This is a genomic window from Nocardioides ureilyticus (genome assembly GCF_051280745.1).
In the GTDB taxonomy this organism is placed as follows: domain Bacteria; phylum Actinomycetota; class Actinomycetes; order Propionibacteriales; family Nocardioidaceae; genus Nocardioides.
The window spans coordinates 1-17,063 of the sequence record NZ_JBNCOG010000032.1; the positions used below are offsets into that span (position 1 = coordinate 1).

Here is a 17,063-nt window from a genome sequence, read left to right on the forward strand (position 1 = left end):
CGTCCGCCGAAGAGGACCAGCGGCTCCTTCTTGGCCAGCTCCCGGTAGCGGAGCAGCTTCTCCCGGTCGGCCGCGGTGTTGACCGGGTAGTACGGCTCGTCGCCCTCCTCGGCGAAGCGGGAGTACTCGTGGACGACGATCGACTTGCCCGGCAGGTAGGTCCGCTCGGGGTGCAGGTGCTTGAACTCCAGCACCCGCGTCCACGGCACGTCCTCGTCGTTGGCGTTGACCACGCCGGTGCCCTGGTAGTCGTCGACGTCGACGGTCTCGCGCTCGAGGTCGATGGTCCGCCACGAGAGGCGGCCCTCGGAGTGGCCGAAGTACTCGTCGACGGGGCCCGTGTAGACGATCGGGACCTTGCCCTTGTACTGCTCGACGAGGCCGGCGTCCGGGTCCAGGAAGTCGGTGTCGAGGCGCACCTCGATGTTCGGGTGCTCGGCCATCCGCTCCAGCCAGGCCGTGTAGCCGTCGACGGGCAGGCCCTCGTAGGTGTCGTTGAAGTACCGGTTGTCGAAGGTGTAGCGGACCGGCAGGCGGGTGATGATGTCCGCGCTCAGCTCCTTGGGGTCGGTCTGCCACTGCTTGGCGGTGTAGCCCTTGACGAACGCCTCGTAGAGCGGGCGGCCGATCAGGGAGATCGCCTTCTCCTCGAGGTTCGTGGCGTCCGCGGTCGCGATCTCGCTGGCCTGCTCGGCGATCAGCGCGCGGGCCTCGTCGGGGGTGTGGGACCTCCCGAAGAACTGGTTGATCAGGCCCAGGTTCATCGGGAAGGAGTAGACCTGCCCCTGGTACTTGGCGAAGACCCGGTGCTGGTAGCCGGTGAAGTCGGTGAACCGGTTGACGTACTCCCAGACCTTCGTGTTGGAGGTGTGGAAGAGGTGGGTGCCGTAGACGTGCACCTCGATCCCGGTCTCCGGGTCGATCTCGGAGTAGGCATTGCCGCCGAGGTGGCTGCGGCGCTCCACCACGAGCACCTTCAGGCCGAGCTCGGTGGCGCAGCGCTCCGCGACGGTCAGGCCGAAGAAGCCCGACCCGACGACGACGAGGTCGGGACCCCCGGAGGAGGCAGCGTTGGTGGAGGACACGGTCGGTCAGTCTACGGAGAGCGGCGGAGGGGTCCGCATCGCACGCGCCGCGAGCACCGCACGGACCACGTTGCGGGCCTCGGCCCGGCCGCCGCGCAGCGGGCTGAGCGCGACCACCGCGAGCGCGATGAGCCACGGCTTCAGCCGCACCAGCGGGCTCTCGCCGTAGCGCAGGTGGACGGCGAAGAGGTTGCGGTACATGTAGAACCCCTTCCACCCCGCCAGGTCGTGCTGCTGGTCGAAGTCGAGCTGCCGCACCAGCACCGCGTCGCGGACCGCCCAGATCCGGAAGCCGGCGCGCCGGGCGCGCATGGCGTAGTCGACGTCGTCGTAGAAGATGAAGAACGACGGGTCGGGCAGGCCGATCGCCGCCACGACCGCCCGGCGGACCATGAACCCCTCGAACGCGACGTTCTCCAGCTCGACCCGCTCCGGCATCGCCGCCCGGGTGCCCCAGTCGGTCTCGACCATGGCGGTCTTGGGCTTCACCGCCAGCGGGTTGGTCAGGTCGAACCGGGTCGCCGCCTTTTCGCACAGCCGGCCCGCCCGGTCCTCGCGCACCGCCATCAGGCAGTCCTCGTCCTGCGCGAGCAGCACGTCGAGGCAGTCGGGCGCCGGCACGACGTCGTCGTCCATCAGCCAGATCCGGTCGAAGCCGCCGTCCCACGCCTGTCGTACGCCGAGGGAGAACCCGCCCGCACCGCCGAGGTTCTCCTCGGTCCGGGTCACCCGCAGCCACGGGTCGGTGCGCCCGGCGAGCAGCGCGGCGGTGTGGTCGGTGCTGGCGTTGTCGATGACGAGCACGGCGTCGGGCGGGGTGGTCAGGGCCCCCAGCCCGTCGAGCATCCGGTCGAGCAGGTCGGCGCGGTTGTAGGTCACCACGACCACCGCGACGCTCTCGCGGCCGCCGCCGGCCGAGCCGTCGCTGACCGAGCCGTCGCTGACCGAGCCGTCGCTGGTCGAGCCGTCGCTGGTCGAGCCGTCGCTGGTCGAGCCTGTCGAGACCATCAGAGATACCTCCGGTGGCCGGTGAAGTCCCCGCGCAGGGCGGCGCGCCACGCCCGCACGCTCAGCAGCAGGCGACCCGGCTGCGGCCGGGTGACGGCGTAGAACCACACGGTCTTGGCGACGAAGGCCAGCGCGTGGGGCCAGCCGCGGTACTCGCGGAGGTTGAGCAGGTTGTTGCGCGCCATGCAGTAGTGCTTGAGGTCGCTCGGGCTGTGGTTGTACGTCGTCCGGCCACCCAGCATCGGGCTGCCCAGCTCCCCGACGCTCGGGTGGTGCACCCGAGCCCCCACCACCGTGGCGACCCGGCCACCCGCCCGCTCGGCCCGCAGCCGGTACTCGTGGTCGTCGCCCCAGATGAAGAACTCCTCCCGCGGCAGGCCGATCCGCTCGACCAGCGCGCGGGTGAGCAGCACGCCGTTGAACGGGATCACCACGTCGCGGATCACGCCGTCGGTCGCCGCGGCGACGACGTCGGTCATCTCGTGGACCACGCGGGTGCCGCCCGGCAGCCGGATGGGGAAGACCAGCCGCTCGGGGCGGTCCTCGTCGACCACCACGGGCCCCCAGAAGTCGAGCCGGTCCCGCCAGGGCAGCAGCGTGCCGAGGCAGTCGGGCTCGGGCAGGCCGTCGTCGTCCATCAGCCAGACCAGGTCGGCCCCGCGCTCGAGCGCCCAGGCCAGCCCCTCGTGGAAGCCGCCGGCACCGCCCACGTTCTCGGCCAGGGTGCGTCCGACCACCGGCGTGCTCGGGTGGTCGTCGGGCACCTGGCGGTCGGTGAGGCCGGCCAGCCACTCGCCCGTCCCGTCGCTCGAGGCGTTGTCGACGACCAGCACCTCGGCCAGCTCCTCGGTGCCGTCGAGCCGCTCCAGCAGCCGCTGGAGCAGCGGCAACCGGTTGAAGGTCACCACGACGGCGACGACGCGAGGGTGATCATCAGGCACGGCGTACACCTTAGGGACCGGCCCGCCCGGTGCCCGCGCCCGCAGGCGCGTGCACGCTCAGCAAGCGGCGCCGAGGTCCTCGGCCTGGTTCGCGGCGTACCCCTCCGACAGGGAGCCGATCGAGCCGCCGGTGACCGCGTCGGGCGTGGCCTTGGGCTTCCGCCCGGTGCCGCCGGCCGCCTTGGTGCCACCGCCCTCGGCCTGCTCGATCGCCTGCTCGACCTTGCGGTGCACGAGCGGGATGTCGGGGTCGGCGGTCTGGATCATCGGCGGGACGAGCGAGAGGGTCGAGACCTTCTGCCCCCGGGCCTTGAGCGCGAGGTCCATGAAGGTGTCGAGCTCGGAGGCCGGCAGGTTGGTGGAGACCATCGCGGTGGACGCCTGGGCGATCTTCTCGAAGTTGCGCACGACGACCTGCGGGCTCACCTGCTGCAGCATGGCGTTCATGACGCACTTCTGGCGCGCCATCCGCGAGTAGTCGTCGGAGCCCTCGCGGGCCCGGGCGTACCAGAGGGTGTCGTGCCCGTCGAGCTTCCGGACGCCGGCGTCGATGTAGTGGAAGTGCGCCTCGTGCGGGAGGCCGACCGGGATCGGCTGGCGGACGTTGAGCGTCACGCCTCCGACGGCGTCGACCAGGTCCTTGAAGCCCTCGAGGTTGACCATCGCCCAGTAGTTGATCTCCAGGTCGGTGATGCCCTCGACGGCGGCGATCGTCGCCTCGACGCCGGGGTCCTCCGAGCCGGGGAAGAGCTCCTCGTGGTCCTGCGCCCAGGTGCTGACGCCGTTGAGGTAGCAGCCGTCGCAGTCGAAGCCGTCGGGGAACTCCTCCGCCATCGGAGAGCCGTCGCGGAACGGGAACGAGGACATGTTGCGCGGCAGGCCGATCAGCACCGTGCGGCCGGTCTCGGCGTCGATCGAGGCGACGGTGAGCGAGTCGGGCCGCAGCCCCCAGCGGCCCTCGCCGGAGTCGCCGCCGAGCAGCAGCACGTTGAACCGGCCGTCGTGGGCGCCGACGACCTCGTCGGAGCCGAACATCGTGAGGATCCCGTCGCGGGCCACGCCGACGACGTGGGCCCCGAAGAGCAGGGTGCCCATCACCGACAGGCAGAGGAAGCCGTTGACGCCGACGACCGCGCGCCGGTGCGTCAGGCGGAGGCTGAGCGGCTGACCGATCCGCCAGGCGTCCATGAAGAGGGCGGCCCAGCCGACGGCCGCGGCGATGAGCCCGAGACGGAGCACCAGCAGGAGGCTGGGGTTGGAGACCATCGAGAAGATCCACTCGCGGTGGACCAGCGCGACCACGAGCGCGACCACCAGCGCGACGAACCCGGTCACCAGCAGTCCGAGCCAGAGACAGAAGGCGACCAGCCCGACGCGCCGGTTGCCCGCCACGAGCTGCGCCGATCCGGGCGCCAGGAGGGTCATCACCATGAGGGCCATCGCTCGGCGGAACCGCACGCGTGCCGCGCGCTCCTCGACCGAGGTGCGCAGCGCGCCGGTGCCATCGAGCAACCCGGGGGAAGAGACGGGTGGCATCGATCGTGCCTCTCTGTTGCTGGTGCTGCGGTGAGTCTGCGAGTGAGTCTGCGAGTGATACTGCGGTGAGTACTGAAGGGGAAGGTCAGTGCTGCACGTCAGTATCACCAGTCACAGCCGTCACAGGCGGGTGCGACGCGCCGGAACGCGGCGGACGGCGGGCGGACAGCCACCGGACAGCCACGCGAGGGTTCCTCGTCCGCGGCCCCGGAACCGCTGCACGGTAGCGTCAGGCCCATGGCAGATCGTCCCCGGAACGGCGGTCCCGAGGACGGGCGGCCCCACGACAGCGGCCGAGCCGGCGGGCAGGACGCGCCGTACGGCTGGCTCTACGGCAAGGACCGCGGCGGCGCGCGCGAGCCGCGCCCCGAGGAGACCCGGGTCATGCCGGTGCAGCCCCGCGACGGTGCCCGACCACGCACCCCGGCCGCGAGCCAGCCGCCGCGTGGACCCGGCGCCCCGCCCCCTCGATCGCCCGCCCCACCACCCGCCGCGCCGGGCCGGCCACCGAGGCGGTCGCGGCGCTTCCCCCGGCCGCGTGCGCGCTGGGTGCTGCTCCTGCTCCTCGCCTGGCTGGCCTACCTCGTCGTGGTGCCGGTGCTGGCCTGGAACGACGTGGAGAAGGTCGACTTCGAGCCGCGCGACAACCGCCCGCCCGAGCAGCCCGGCACGACGTACCTGCTGGTCGGCAGCGACTCGCGCAGCGACCTCTCCCCCGCCGAACGACGCCGGCTCGGCACCGGCGGCGCGGAGGGCCAGCGCACCGACACGATCATGCTGCTGCACACCGGCTCGGGCCCCAACCTGCTCATGTCGATCCCCCGCGACTCCACCATCGACATCCCCGGGCACGGCACCAGCAAGATCAACGCCGCCTACGCCTTCGGCGGCCCCCGGCTGCTGACCCGCACCATCGAGGACGCGACCGGCATCCGCATCGACCACTACGTCGAGATCGGCATGGGCGGGCTCGCGGGCGTCGTCGACGCGGTCGGCGGCATCGAGATCTGCCCCGACGAGGCGATGGTCGATCCGCAGGCCAAGCTCGACATCGAGGCCGGCTGCCAGGAGGTGGACGGCCCGACCGCCCTCGGGTACGCACGCTCACGGAAGACCTACGAGCGGTTCGGTGACACCCAGCGCGCCCAGGCGCAGCGCGAGGTGGTCTCCGCGGTCGGCCGCGAGGTCCTCTCGCCGTGGACGGTGCTGAACCCGTTCCGCTACTGGAACCTGATGACCTCGGTCCCGGGCTTCTTCGCCTTCGGCGAGAACACCGGGCCCGTCCGGGCGGCGATGTGGGCCCTCGCGATGACCCGGGTGAACGGCGACGCGGGGCTGACCTGCGGGGTCCCGATCTCCGACCTCGCCGTGACCTGGGACTCCGAGCGGGCGCCGCGGATGTTCCAGGCCATCATCGAGGACGACACCGACTCCATCCCCCGACAGCTGTGCACGCCCACCGGGCTGCCGAAGGAAGTGACCGGATGACCTCTGCCGACCGTTACGAGACCCTGCTCTGGGACGTCGACGAGCACGGCGTGGCGACGCTGACCCTGCACCGCCCCGACCACCTCAACGCGTTCAGCGTCACGATGGCGCGCGAGCTCGAGGAGGTCTTCCGCACCGACGCCCGAGCCGACGAGGTGCGGGCCGTGGTCGTGACCGGGGCCGGCCGGGCGTTCTGCGCGGGCATGGACCTCTCCGCCGACGGCAACGTCTTCGGCCTCGACGAGAGCATCCGGCCGACGGCGGAGGAGTTCCGGGCGGCGTACCACCGGTCGCCGTACGACGAGGGCGTGCGGGACACCGGTGGCAAGGTCACCTTGGCGATCCACGCGCTGCCCAAGCCGGTCATCGCCGCGATCAACGGGCCGGCCGTCGGGATCGGCGCCACCATGACGCTCGCGATGGACCTGCGCCTGGCGTCGACCGCGGCGCGGATCGGGTTCGTCTTCGGGCGGCTCGGCATCGTGCCGGAGGCCGCCTCGTCGTGGTTCCTCCCCCGCATCGTGGGCATCCAGCAGGCGCTGGAGTGGGTGTACTCCGCGGACGTGCTCACCGCCGACCAGGCCCTCGCCGGCCGGCTGCTCCGGTCGGTGCACGAGCCCGAGGACCTGCTGCCGGCCGCGCAGCAGCTCGCGCGTTCCTTCGTCGACGGCCGGTCACCCGTGGCGCTCGGGCTGGCCAAGCAGCTGCTCTACCGCGGGTCTGCGGCGAGCGACCCGCTCGAGGCCCACCTGTCCGACTCCCTGGCGATGTACTGGACCTCGATCGGCGACGGCAAGGAGGGGGTCGCGGCCTTCCGCGAGAAGCGCCGGCCGGAGTTCACCGGCAGGGCCTCGGAGCTGCCCGAGATCTCCTGACCGGACCAGCCGAGGCGTCCGGACGCACGCCAGCCGGGGTGCGGACCCTCGTCCGCACCCCGGCCGTGGCTGCCGTGGGGCTACGTCCCCTCGCGGGGTGTCTGCTGAGTCAACGCGTCAGTCAGCGCGCGGGTCAGCGCGCGGCGCGCGCTGCCTCCTCCTCGGAGGCCGCGCCGGCGGTGCTGAGGTTGCCGCCCTTGTCCTCGAGGTGTGCCCGGATGAACCAGTGGAACAGCTCGAGGTCGTTGGTCTGCGCGATGAACATGTCCTGGGTGACCGGGTCGAGCTCCTCGAGCTCCGTGATGCCCTTGCGGTAGCTCTCGATCACGCCCTGGTAGACGAGGTCGAGCGCGCCCAGGTGCTCCTGGGTCGTCGCGCGGCCGATGCTGTACTCCTGCCAGGAGCGGTTCTCCACCAGACGGCCCGGCGTGCCGCAGGGCGAGCCGCCGAGGGTGGCGATGCGCTCGGCGAGGTCGTCGGCGAAGCCACGCACCGCCTCGACCTGGGGGTCGAGCATCTCGTGGACGGCGATGAAGTGCGGACCGACGACGTTCCAGTGGATGTGCTTGAGCGTCAGGTGCAGGTCGTTGGCGGCATCGAGCCGGCCCTGCAGCAGCTCGACGACGCGCTCGGCGTCGGACTCGCTCATGCCGGGGACGGTGTATCGGAGCTTGCTGTTGGTAGCCATGTGCGCCCCGTACCCACCACCCCGACGGAGGAACCGCGGGGCCGGTCACACTTGCTGGTCGCACTTGCTGGTCGCACTGCTGGGAAACGGCGACGACCGCCCGCCGGGTGCTGGGCCCAGCGGGCGGTCGTCGATGGAGCGATGTTCCTCAGGTCACCGGAGCTTCACGCTCTTCTTGGCGGCCTTGGTCGAGCTGTTGCCGAGGTACTTCACGACGACCTTCGAGGCGCCCTTGAGGTTCTTCACCTTCAGGTTCGCCCTGCCGGCCTTGAGCTGCTTGCTGGCGACCTTCGTGCCCTTGACGAAGGCGGCGACCTTGCCGGCGGCCTTGCTGCTGTCCTGGCGGACGACCTGGGCGACGACCTTCGCCGCCTTGCCCTTCTTGACGGCCCTCACGACCCGCAGGTCGGCGCTCTGCTTCGTGACGTCGACGGTGCCGACCTTCGGGTCCTGGCCGTCCTTCAGCGCGCACGGGAGCGCGTCGAGCGGGATGGGCAGGCCGAGCGGGACGAGGCTGAACGCGTCCGGCAGCGAGATGTCGTAGGCACCGGCCTTCGCCGGGGTCTTGAACGCACCGACGTTCCCGGTGACGGCTGCGAGCGGGTTCAGCTCGCCGACGGGGGCCTCGAGCGGCACCGGGACCGGGACGTTCCCGAGCAGCATGGCGAAGCCGTCCAGCTTGGCGCCCAGCTGGGTCACCCCCGGGACGGCGGAGAGCAGCCCGAGCAGGCCGCCGACCTCCAGGCCGCCGCCGACGGGCAGCAGGCCACCGGGCACGCCGAAGTCCGCGAGGACCTCCGTCGGCAGGGCGTCCGCCGAGATGGAGAGCGGCACGTCGACGGGGACGTTCAGCAGCGGCACCGTGCAGGTGTAGGTGGCGCCGCCGGAGACGGCGGCGGACGAGGTGCCCGTCGTGCCGGAGACGAGGGCGCCGGTGGCGAGTGCGGTCGCGACGCCCGTGGCGGCGAGACGCTTGGAAACAGCAGAGATGGACATGGAGATGCTCCCTCCCAAGAGCGGTCGGCGCTGCCTCCCTGCAGCGACCAGCGCTCAACCTAGGTCGGGTGTGACCCAGGTCGCAGCGGATTGGCGCAACCAGAGGGTGCTTTGATGGCAGCCATGACCACCGCGACGAGCAGCTGGCAGGACCCGGAGGCGATCCGCTTCATGTTGGAGGACTGCCACACGTGGGCCGTGGTCGGCCTCTCCCCCGACCCGAGCCGCACGGCGTACCAGATCGCCGCGTTGCTCCAGCAGCGCGGGAAGCGGGTCGTGCCGGTCCACCCGTCGGCCGAGACGGTCCTGGGTGAGCGGGGCTTCCCGACCCTCGCCGACGTGCCGTTCCCCATCGACGTCGTCGACGTCTTCCGCCGCTCCGAGGCGGCCGGCGAGTTCGCCGACCAGGCGGTGGCCGTGGGCGCCAAGGCGGTGTGGTTCCAGCTCGGCGTGGTCGACGAGGCGGCCTTCGAGCGGACCACCGGAGCGGGCGTGCCGATGGTGATGGACACCTGTCCGGCCATCGAGTGGCGCCGCCGCTGACGGTCCCCCGTCCAGCGTCGAGCGGCCCGTCGAGCGTCGCCGTTCAGCGGCTCCCCGCGGGCTCCCCGGACGCGTCGACGGCCGGGAACGCCACGGTGTCACCGTCGGACGCCGGCGCAGCCGGCTGGGGCGTGGGCGGGGCCGGCGGCGGGCCGACCACCATCGCCACGAGCGACAGGGCGGCCCAGCCCAGGACCACCACCACGGCGAACCGCACCGCGGCCGTCTCGGCCGGCATCCCGCCCGTCACCAGGGCCGACCACAGGGCCGGCGCGGTCACGAGGGCGGCGGCGCCGAGCACGGGGGCGGACAGCAGCTTCACGAGCCCGCCTCCAGCATCGCCTCGCCGGACACGACGCCGACCGAGCGGACCTGGGTCGCGCCCACCAGCTCGGGGTAGGAGAGGACGGGCAGCCGCTCCACCGCCTGTCGCAGCAACCGGCGCAGCGCGGGCCGGATCTGCGGCGCGCAGACCAGCACCGGGCGGATGTCGGCGTTCTCGGCATCCACCAACAGCTGGCCCAGGTGGGTGACCATCGCCTGAGCGACCATCGGGTCGAGGAGGATCACGCCGCCCTCGTCACTGGGCCGCATCGACTCGAGCATCTGCTGCTCCAGGCGGGGGTCCAGGCTGAGGACGTGGACCACCCCGTCCCGCACGTGCGGGGCCACCACGGCCGGCCCCAGGGCGGTCCGGGCCGCCTCGACGAGGATCTCGTGGTTCTTGGTCTCGGCCGCCCGCAGCGACAGCGCCTCGTAGATGCGGACGAGGTCGCGGATCGTCACGCCCTCGTCGAGCAGCGACTGGAGCACCCGCTGGACCTGGCCCAGGGTGAGCAGCGTCGGCGTCAGCTCCTCGACCACCGCCGGGTGCGAGCGCTTGACCACGTCGGTCAGCAGCTTCACGTCCTCCCGGCCGAGGAGCCGGCTCGCGTGGGTGGAGACGACGTCGGAGAGGTGCGTGGTCATCACGGCCGTGCGCTCGACCACCGTGGCGCCGCCGATCTCCGCCTGGTGCGCGAGCTCCGCGGGGATCCACTTGGCCTCGAGCCCGAACACCGGCTCGCGGGTCACCTCCCCGGGGAGCGTCGAGAGGTGGTCACCGATCGCCAGGACCGTGCCGCGCGGGGCCTCGCCCCGCGCCACCTCGATGCCGAACAGCTTGATGACGTAGGTCCGCGGCGGCAGCTCGAGGTTGTCGCGGGTGCGGACCGGCGGGATGAGGACGCCCGTCTCGAGGGCCACCTTGCGGCGCAGCGCCTTGACGCGCTCGAGGAGGTCGCCGCCCTGGTCCCGGTCGACCAGGTCGATGAGGTCGGCGGAGAGCTCGAGGCTCAACGGGTCGAGCTGGATCTCCGCCGCGAGCAGCTCGGGGGTGTCGGCGGGCGGAGCGGCGGCGAGCTGCGGCGTCTCCTCCGCCTCCCCAGCCTTCCCCGGCTCGTCGATCCTGGCGGAGACGAGCAGGAAGGCCCCACCGGCGAGGAGGAACGGGATCTTCGGCATCCCGGGGATGAGGCACAGGGCGAGGGCCGACCCACCGGCCACGCGCAGCGGCGTCTTCTGCCGGGTCAGCTGGTGGATGATCTCCGAGCCCATGTCCTCGTCGCCGGCACCGCGGGTGACCACCAGGCCGGTCGCCACCGAGAGCAGCAGCGCCGGGATCTGGGAGACGAGGCCGTCACCGACGGAGAGCAGGCTGTAGGTCTGCACGGCGTCGCCGGCGGACATGCCGCGTTGCATCATGCCGACGGCGAAGCCACCGAGGAGGTTCACCAGCGTGATGACGATGGCCGCGATGGCGTCGCCCTTGACGAACTTCGAGGCACCGTCCATCGCACCGTAGAAGTCGGCCTCGGCGTGGACGTCGGCACGGCGTTGCCGCGCCTGCTCCTCGTCGATGAGGCCGCTGTTGAGGTCGGCGTCGATGGCCATCTGCTTGCCCGGCATCGCGTCGAGGGTGAAGCGCGCCCCGACCTCCGCCACGCGGCCGGCACCGTTGGTGATCACCACGAACTGGATGACGAGCAGGATGGCGAAGATGATCATGCCGACGATGAGCGAGCCACCCACGACGAAGTGGCCGAAGGTGTCGATCACCTTGCCGGCGTAGCCGTCGAGCAGCACCAGCCGGGTGGCGCTCACGTTGAGCGCCAGTCGGAACAGCGTCATCACCAGGAGCACGGCCGGGAAGGCCGCGAAGTCCAGCGGCCGGGACACGAACATCGCCGTGAGCAGGATGAGCAGCGCGCCCGTGATGTTGAGCGCGATGAGGAGGTCCAGCACGACGGCCGGCAGCGGGATGACGAGCATCACCACGATCAGCACGATGCCGAGCGGGACGCCCAGCTGGGTCAGGCGCTTCAGGGACAACGCGGGTGTGCTCCTCGAGCCGTTCGCGGCGCCGTCCCTGGCGCGGAGGATGAGAGGGACCATCCTGGTCCCGGGCCTGCGAGCTCCCTATCGGCCGGCGAGCGCCTCGCCTGAGGGGTTCCGCGGGCGGCGTCGCCCGGCGAGCACCGGCGGGAGCTCCGCGCCCACGCGGGGCGTGCCGTGCTCCCCGCCCAGGTGGCCGCGGGAGCGTCGGCTGATCACGAACGCGAGCACCTGCGCCACCGCTGCGAAGAGCTCGGCCGGGATCTCCCGGCCGACCTCGGTGGCGCCGTAGAGGGCACGGGCGAGCGGGACGTCGCGGACCAGGGGCACGTCGTGCTCCGCGGCCGTCTCGCGGATCCGCTGCGCGACCAGCCCGGCGCCTCGGGCCACGACCCGTGGTGCCCCCGAGGACGCGTCGTACCGGAGCGCGACCGCGACGTGGGTCGGATTCACCAGCACCACGTCGGCCGTCGGCACGTCGGCGAGCATCCGGTTGCGCGAGGCCGCGAGCTGCTTGGACCGGATCGCGCTCTTGACCAAGGGGTCGCCCTCGGACTGCTTGTGCTCGCGCTTGACCTCGTCCTTGCTCATCCGGGTCTGCTTGCCCACCCGGCGCCGCTGCATCGCGTAGTCGGCCGCGGCCATCACCAGGCCCGCCACGGAGACGTTGCGGAGCATGGCGTAGGCCTCGTCGCCCACGATGGTGAGCACGACACCGATCGGCACCAGGCCACCGAGCAGGGGCAGCATCGCGTCGACGCTGAGCCAGACCACCCCCGCGACCAGGGAGCACTTGATCAGCATCTTGGCCCCTTCCCACCAGGACTGCGGGCCGAAGATCCGCTTGAACCCCTTGATGGGGTCGAGCTTCTTCAGGTTCGGCTGCACCGTCTTGGTCGCCAGGAAGAACCCGCCCTGGGCCAGGGCTCCGGCGACACCGATCACCATCACGCCGAGCCCGAGGACCACGATGGTCACCAGCACGTGGCCACCCGCCTGGCTGAGCAGCTCCAGCGCGAGGGGGACGTCGGCGTCCTCGGCCGACCGCAGGCAGCGCTCGAAGAGCGCGATCAAGGCGTCCACCTGCCGCCGGAGCAGCGGTGGGAGGGCGATCGAGACCAGCAGCATCGCCGACCAGGCGCCGAGCTCCTGGGTGCGGGCGACCTGCCCCTCCTTGCGCGCCTCCTTGAGACGCTTGGGTGTCGGCTTCTCGGACTTGTCGTCGCTCACGTCGCCCCCACCATGGCCGCCATCGCCTCGAGCGTCCGCTCGACGATCTTGTCGACGACGCCGGGCAGGACGGGGAAGGAGAGGCCGACCAGCATCAGCGTGAGCCCGATCTTGGCCGGGAACACGACGTTGATCGCGTTCAGCTGCGGCGCGACCTTGGTCAGCAGTGCGAGCCCGAGGTCGCTGATGAAGAGGACCGCGGCCATCGGGAGCGCGATCTGGACGGCGGTGATGAAGAAGAACTCGAAGACGGAGGTGAGCACCGCCACTCCCCCGGGCAGCTCGGGGCTCTGCCCGATGGGGACTGCCGAGAAGGTGCGCAGCAGGCCGCCGATGACGATCAGGTAGCCACCGCTCACGAAGAGCAGCACCGTGGCGAGCCACTGGTGGAGGTTGCCGAGCACCGTGCTGGCGTTCATGCCCAACGGGTCGAAGGCCTGGGCCAGCGAGAACCCGCCGAAGACGTCGATGAGCCCGCCCGCGGCGGCGACGGCGGAGAACAGCAGCGACGTGACGTACCCCATCGCCAGGCCGAGGACCACCTGCGTGACGATCGTGAGCAGCAGTCCCACGGTGTCCACGGGCACGGCGGTCCCGGCCAGCGAGGGCGAGACGGCGAACGCGAGACCGAGCGCGAGCACCACCTTCGCCATCGACGGCACCGTGCGGGAGGAGAACGGCTGGACGACGGCGATCCACGCGACGATCCGGATCGAGGCGATGAGGAAGGTGAGCAGCGGCTCGCCGTCGACGGTGAGGGTCATCGCGGGTCCCCGCTCACCCGAGCAGGGCCGGGATCTGGCGGTACAGCTGCTCGGTGAAGTTGACCAGCGTGTGCAGCATCCAGTTGCCGCTCACCACCAGCGCGATGCCGACCCCGACCACCTTCGGCACGAAGGCGAGGGTGAACTCCTGGATCTGGGTCATCGACTGGAACAGCGAGATGGCGAAGCCGATGACCAGCGAGGTCACGAGGATGGGCGCGGAGAGCTTGAGCGCGACCACCATGGTCTGCATGGCGATCCCGATGATCTCGGTGTCGGTCATCCGTAGCTCCCCACCAGAGCCGTGATCACCAGGCTCCATCCGTTGACCAGCACGAACAGCAGCAGCTTGAAGGGCAGGGAGACCATCGCCGGGGGCATCATCATCATGCCCAGCGCCATCAGCGCCCCGCTCACGACGATGTCGATGACGAGGAACGGGATGAAGATGATGAAGCCGATGATGAAGGCCTGCTCGAGCTCGCTGAGGATGAACGCCGGGACGAGCGTCGACATCGGCACGTCCTCCCGGGTCTCGGGCAGCTCCCGGTCGGCGACGTTGGTGAGCAGCTCGAGCTCCTCGTCGTCGGTCTGGCCGAGCATGAAGGAGCGGAGCGGGTCGATGCCGTCGTCCCAGGCCTCCGTGCTGCTCTTCTGGCCGTCGAGGTAGGGCTGCACCCCGGCCTCGTTGATGTCGGAGAGCACCGGCGCCATGATGAAGAGGCTGAGGAAGAGTGCCAGCCCCGCGAGGACCTGGTTGGGCGGCGTCTGCTGCAGGCCGAGCGCGTTGCGGGTCAGCCCCAGGACGATGAGGATCTTGGTGAAGCTGGTGCAGGTCAGCACGATCGCCGGCAGCAACGAGAGCAGGGTGAGCGCGAGCAGCACGGCGACCGAGGTGCCGGGCTTGTCGGTCAGGCCCTCGAGGTCGACGGTGACCGAGGTGTCTCCGGTGCCGCCGGGCCCTCGAGGACCCGCGGGGCCCTCCGCGGCCAGCACGACGTGGTCGGCCGAGGCGACGGGCGCCGGCGAGCCGGCCGCCTCGGCGACGCCGGCCGGCAGCAGCACGCTGAGGGCGACGCCGAGCAGGACGGCGAGGGCGGTGACCGCGAGGAGGCGTCGGAGGGCGCTCACGACGCGGAACCGCGGACGGCGTGCGCCGCACGTCGCCAGGTCGTCGGCGACAGCAGGGACCCGGCCAGCGGTCCGTCGGCCGGGACGGTCGCCGCCCGAGCGGTCTCCTGGCGCAGGACGGCGCGGAAGGACGGCCCGGTGACGGGTGCTTCCACGTCGGCGCCGAAGGCCGCCACGGCCGTCGGGACCGGGCAGGGGCCGGCCGCCGGGACGGTCCTGACGGAGGCGGCCGGCGAAGCAGCCGGGTCGGCCGCGTCGACCGGGTCGCCCGTGGTCTCGTCGTCGGCCGGGAGGTCGTCGGGCGCCAGCTCGGTGATCATCTGGACCTGGTGGTCGGTGACGCCGAGCACCAGCAGCCTGCTGCCGACCGAGACGACGGCGACCGACGCGTGCCGGCCGACGGCCTGGCGGTGCAGCACGGAGAGCGGGGCGCCCTTCCGGCCGCTGACCCGGCGTTGGGCGATCCGGGCGATGACCATCATCAGCCCGAGGACGGCGGCGAGCGAGAACGCCAGCCGCAGGAGCAGCTCGACCACGGCCGGATCAGCTCGCCGCGGCAGTCTCGAGGATCTCGGTCACCCGCAGGCCGAAGTCCTCGTCGATCACGACGACCTCGCCCCGTGCGATGAGGTGCCCGTTGACCAGCAGGTCGGCCGGGCTCCCGGCCGCGCGGTCGAGCTCGAGGACGTGGCCCGGGCTCAGGGCCAGCAGGTCACGCAGCGTCATCCGGGTGCGGCCGAGCTCGACGGTCACCTCCATGTCGACGTCGTTCAGCATCTCGATGCCGCGCCGTGCGGCGCCGGCCGCGGGCACCGTGGCACCGACCACCGGCGGCACGCCCGCTGCGGTGGCCCCGGCCACCAGCGGCGACGTGAGGTCGGCCGGCACCGGAGCGCCGGTCGTGTCGACCGTCGGGCCGGTCGGCACGGCGGTGGCGGCGGGCACGGCGGGGCCGCCGGCCAGGTGGGCCGCGAGCGTGCGGTCCGCGAGCAGCACGGCGGCCTCGATGGACTCGCCGACGAGGGGAACCACCGTGAAGCCGGCGTCCGAGCCGCCGAGCACCGTCGCGACGACCTGGTCCCGGTCGACCTGGCGGGCGGCACCGGCGGTGGCGCCGAGCGCGGTGGCCGCGGCGTCCAGCGCGGGCTGCACGGCGGCCGGCAGGTCGAGGCCACCGATGGGGCTGGACTCCAGGGCGGCGACCAGGTCCTCCGCCACCAGCAGGCCGATGACGCCCCCACCGGGACCACCGAGGTCGGCGACGACGGCACCGACGAAGAGGCCGGTCACCTCCGGGGTTCCCGGCTGGACGCCGCCGGCCTCCAGCTCGTCGGCGGCGGGCATCACCGCAGCAGCGGCGGCGGCCACGGCCAGGGCGAGGGCGGACGGGTCGAGGTGCTGGGAGGTGGTCACGAGGCATCCTTCGGAGTGGCGACGATGAGGGCAGCCAGGCGGGTGCCCTGGGTGCCGGCGGTGGCGTGGGCGAAGACGGTGCCGTCGACGGCGACGTCGAGCGGTGCAGCGGCGGGGTGGCTGAGCCGGATGACGTCGCCCGGCCGGAGGTCGGCGAAGACCTGGGGCGTGAGCGAGGTGGCTCGGCACCGGACGGCGACGTCGACCGGCACCTCCTCGAACTGCTGGCGCAGCAGCTCCGCGGCCTGGGCGCGCTGAGCGCGCTCGCGACCTGACACCGGCGCCGGAGCGGCGGCGGCGGTCAGGTGCGGCAGCAGGCCGACGAACGGCAGGCAGACCGTCATCCGGTGCACCTGCTCGTCGATCCGCAGCTCGAGCTCCACGACGACCATGACGTCCGACGCACCCGCCGCCTGGGCGAACTGCGGGCTGTACTCGACACCGACGAGTGTCGGCTCGAGCTGGACGATCGAGCCCAGGGAGTAGCGCATCTCGCCGAAGAGGCGATCCATCAGCCCGCCGACGACGCCGCTCTCGATCTCCGTGAGGGGACGCTGCGGCTGGCGGGCCGATCCGGGCCCGCCGAGCATGTGGTCGATGCAGGACATCACCGAGGGAAGCGGCATCTCCAGGATGCCGCGACCGGCGACGGGGTCGGCGCTGAACATGGTCAGGTACGTCGTGCCGGGCAGCGACTGGATGTACTCGGCGTACGTGCGCTGGTCGATGGCGCTCAGCGTCACCTGGCACACGCTGCGCAGCATGGAGGTGAAGACCGTGGTCACCTGTCGGGCGAAGCCGTCGAAGGCCACCTGCAGCATCCGCTGGTGCTCGCGGCTGAGCTGCAGGGGGCGGCTGAAGTCGTACGGCACCGCCCGCTCCTCCGCTGAGCGCGTGCGGCGGCGCGGTCGGACGGCCGACGGCGCGGCGGGGCGCTCGGCTGCGATGGGGGGCGTGCTCACGCCGGACCCATCGGTACGGCGTGCCCGGAC

At 72.0% G+C, this 17,063-nt stretch carries 18 protein-coding genes; 3 read left to right on the plus strand and 15 right to left on the minus strand.

The genetic code is table 11. The annotated features are described in order from the left end of the window. The 4 genes from glf to ACSMHG_RS15725 form a co-directional block, all read right to left on the minus strand. On the minus strand, nucleotides 1–1,085 hold a 1,085-nt coding region (gene glf, locus ACSMHG_RS15710; RefSeq protein WP_435746787.1), incomplete at its 3' end, for a UDP-galactopyranose mutase. 6 nt (nucleotides 1,086–1,091) lie between these two features. Beyond that, nucleotides 1,092–2,093, minus strand: a complete 1,002-nt coding sequence (locus tag ACSMHG_RS15715) for a glycosyltransferase family 2 protein (protein WP_435746789.1) — start codon at nucleotides 2,091–2,093, stop codon at nucleotides 1,092–1,094. Further along, complete coding sequence (locus ACSMHG_RS15720) at nucleotides 2,093–3,034, minus strand: glycosyltransferase family 2 protein (protein ID WP_435746791.1); 942 nt, start codon at nucleotides 3,032–3,034, stop codon at nucleotides 2,093–2,095. Before ACSMHG_RS15720 ends, ACSMHG_RS15715 begins: the two co-directional genes overlap by 1 nt. Before the next feature lie 57 nt (nucleotides 3,035–3,091). Next, on the minus strand, nucleotides 3,092–4,570 hold the full coding sequence (locus tag ACSMHG_RS15725; protein ID WP_435746793.1) for an LCP family protein: 1,479 nt from the start codon (nucleotides 4,568–4,570) through the stop codon (nucleotides 3,092–3,094). 237 nt (nucleotides 4,571–4,807) lie between these two features. On the opposite strand from ACSMHG_RS15725, the gene ACSMHG_RS15730 reads away from it, so the two are divergent. Further along, complete coding sequence (locus tag ACSMHG_RS15730; RefSeq protein WP_435746795.1) at nucleotides 4,808–6,058, plus strand: LCP family protein; 1,251 nt, start codon at nucleotides 4,808–4,810, stop codon at nucleotides 6,056–6,058. After that, complete coding sequence (locus tag ACSMHG_RS15735; protein WP_435746797.1) at nucleotides 6,055–6,933, plus strand: crotonase/enoyl-CoA hydratase family protein; 879 nt, start codon at nucleotides 6,055–6,057, stop codon at nucleotides 6,931–6,933. Before ACSMHG_RS15730 ends, ACSMHG_RS15735 begins: the two co-directional genes overlap by 4 nt. Before the next feature lie 133 nt (nucleotides 6,934–7,066). Here ACSMHG_RS15735 and dps read toward each other — a convergent pair whose 3' ends face one another. Both dps and ACSMHG_RS15745 read right to left on the minus strand, forming a co-directional pair. Further along, nucleotides 7,067–7,621 (minus strand): DNA starvation/stationary phase protection protein Dps, encoded by a 555-nt coding sequence (gene dps / locus ACSMHG_RS15740; protein ID WP_435746799.1) that lies wholly within the window; start codon nucleotides 7,619–7,621, stop codon nucleotides 7,067–7,069. Nucleotides 7,622–7,774: 153 nt separating this feature from the next. Beyond that, nucleotides 7,775–8,617 (minus strand): hypothetical protein, encoded by an 843-nt coding sequence (locus ACSMHG_RS15745; protein WP_435746801.1) that lies wholly within the window; start codon nucleotides 8,615–8,617, stop codon nucleotides 7,775–7,777. A 114-nt stretch (nucleotides 8,618–8,731) separates the two neighbouring features. On the opposite strand from ACSMHG_RS15745, the gene ACSMHG_RS15750 reads away from it, so the two are divergent. Further along, a complete protein-coding gene (locus ACSMHG_RS15750) occupies nucleotides 8,732–9,160 on the plus strand; it encodes a CoA-binding protein (RefSeq protein ID WP_435746803.1) in 429 nt (142 codons plus the stop codon). 43 nt (nucleotides 9,161–9,203) lie between these two features. Here the strand turns inward: ACSMHG_RS15750 and ACSMHG_RS15755 are convergent, their stop codons facing one another. From ACSMHG_RS15755 to ACSMHG_RS15795, 9 genes are all read right to left on the minus strand, one after another. After that, nucleotides 9,204–9,482 carry a hypothetical protein gene (locus tag ACSMHG_RS15755; RefSeq protein WP_435746805.1) on the minus strand — a complete coding sequence of 93 codons (279 nt, stop codon included), beginning with the start codon at nucleotides 9,480–9,482 and terminating at the stop codon, nucleotides 9,204–9,206. Continuing rightward, entirely contained in the window at nucleotides 9,479–11,530 is a 2,052-nt protein-coding gene (gene flhA, locus ACSMHG_RS15760; protein WP_435746807.1) for a flagellar biosynthesis protein FlhA, read from the minus strand. Before flhA ends, ACSMHG_RS15755 begins: the two co-directional genes overlap by 4 nt. An 87-nt stretch (nucleotides 11,531–11,617) precedes the next feature. Further along, the gene (locus ACSMHG_RS15765; protein ID WP_435746809.1) at nucleotides 11,618–12,763 is read right to left on the minus strand and encodes an EscU/YscU/HrcU family type III secretion system export apparatus switch protein; all 1,146 of its coding nucleotides are present in this window, start codon (nucleotides 12,761–12,763) and stop codon (nucleotides 11,618–11,620) included. Further along, complete coding sequence (locus ACSMHG_RS15770) at nucleotides 12,760–13,527, minus strand: flagellar biosynthetic protein FliR (protein WP_435746811.1); 768 nt, start codon at nucleotides 13,525–13,527, stop codon at nucleotides 12,760–12,762. The genes ACSMHG_RS15765 and ACSMHG_RS15770 overlap by 4 nt, the downstream gene beginning before the upstream one ends. Before the next feature lie 13 nt (nucleotides 13,528–13,540). After that, nucleotides 13,541–13,810 (minus strand): flagellar biosynthetic protein FliQ, encoded by a 270-nt coding sequence (locus tag ACSMHG_RS15775; RefSeq protein WP_435746813.1) that lies wholly within the window; start codon nucleotides 13,808–13,810, stop codon nucleotides 13,541–13,543. Further along, complete coding sequence (gene fliP / locus ACSMHG_RS15780) at nucleotides 13,807–14,658, minus strand: flagellar type III secretion system pore protein FliP (protein ID WP_435746815.1); 852 nt, start codon at nucleotides 14,656–14,658, stop codon at nucleotides 13,807–13,809. Before fliP ends, ACSMHG_RS15775 begins: the two co-directional genes overlap by 4 nt. After that, on the minus strand, nucleotides 14,655–15,194 hold the full coding sequence (locus ACSMHG_RS15785) for a FliO/MopB family protein (RefSeq protein WP_435746817.1): 540 nt from the start codon (nucleotides 15,192–15,194) through the stop codon (nucleotides 14,655–14,657). The genes fliP and ACSMHG_RS15785 overlap by 4 nt, the downstream gene beginning before the upstream one ends. 7 nt (nucleotides 15,195–15,201) lie before the next feature. Beyond that, nucleotides 15,202–16,071, minus strand: a complete 870-nt coding sequence (gene fliN / locus ACSMHG_RS15790; protein WP_435746819.1) for a flagellar motor switch protein FliN — start codon at nucleotides 16,069–16,071, stop codon at nucleotides 15,202–15,204. After that, nucleotides 16,068–17,033, minus strand: coding sequence for a flagellar motor switch protein FliM (locus ACSMHG_RS15795; protein WP_435746821.1), 966 nt, complete (start codon nucleotides 17,031–17,033; stop codon nucleotides 16,068–16,070). Before ACSMHG_RS15795 ends, fliN begins: the two co-directional genes overlap by 4 nt. Nucleotides 17,034–17,063: the final 30 nt, after the last annotated feature.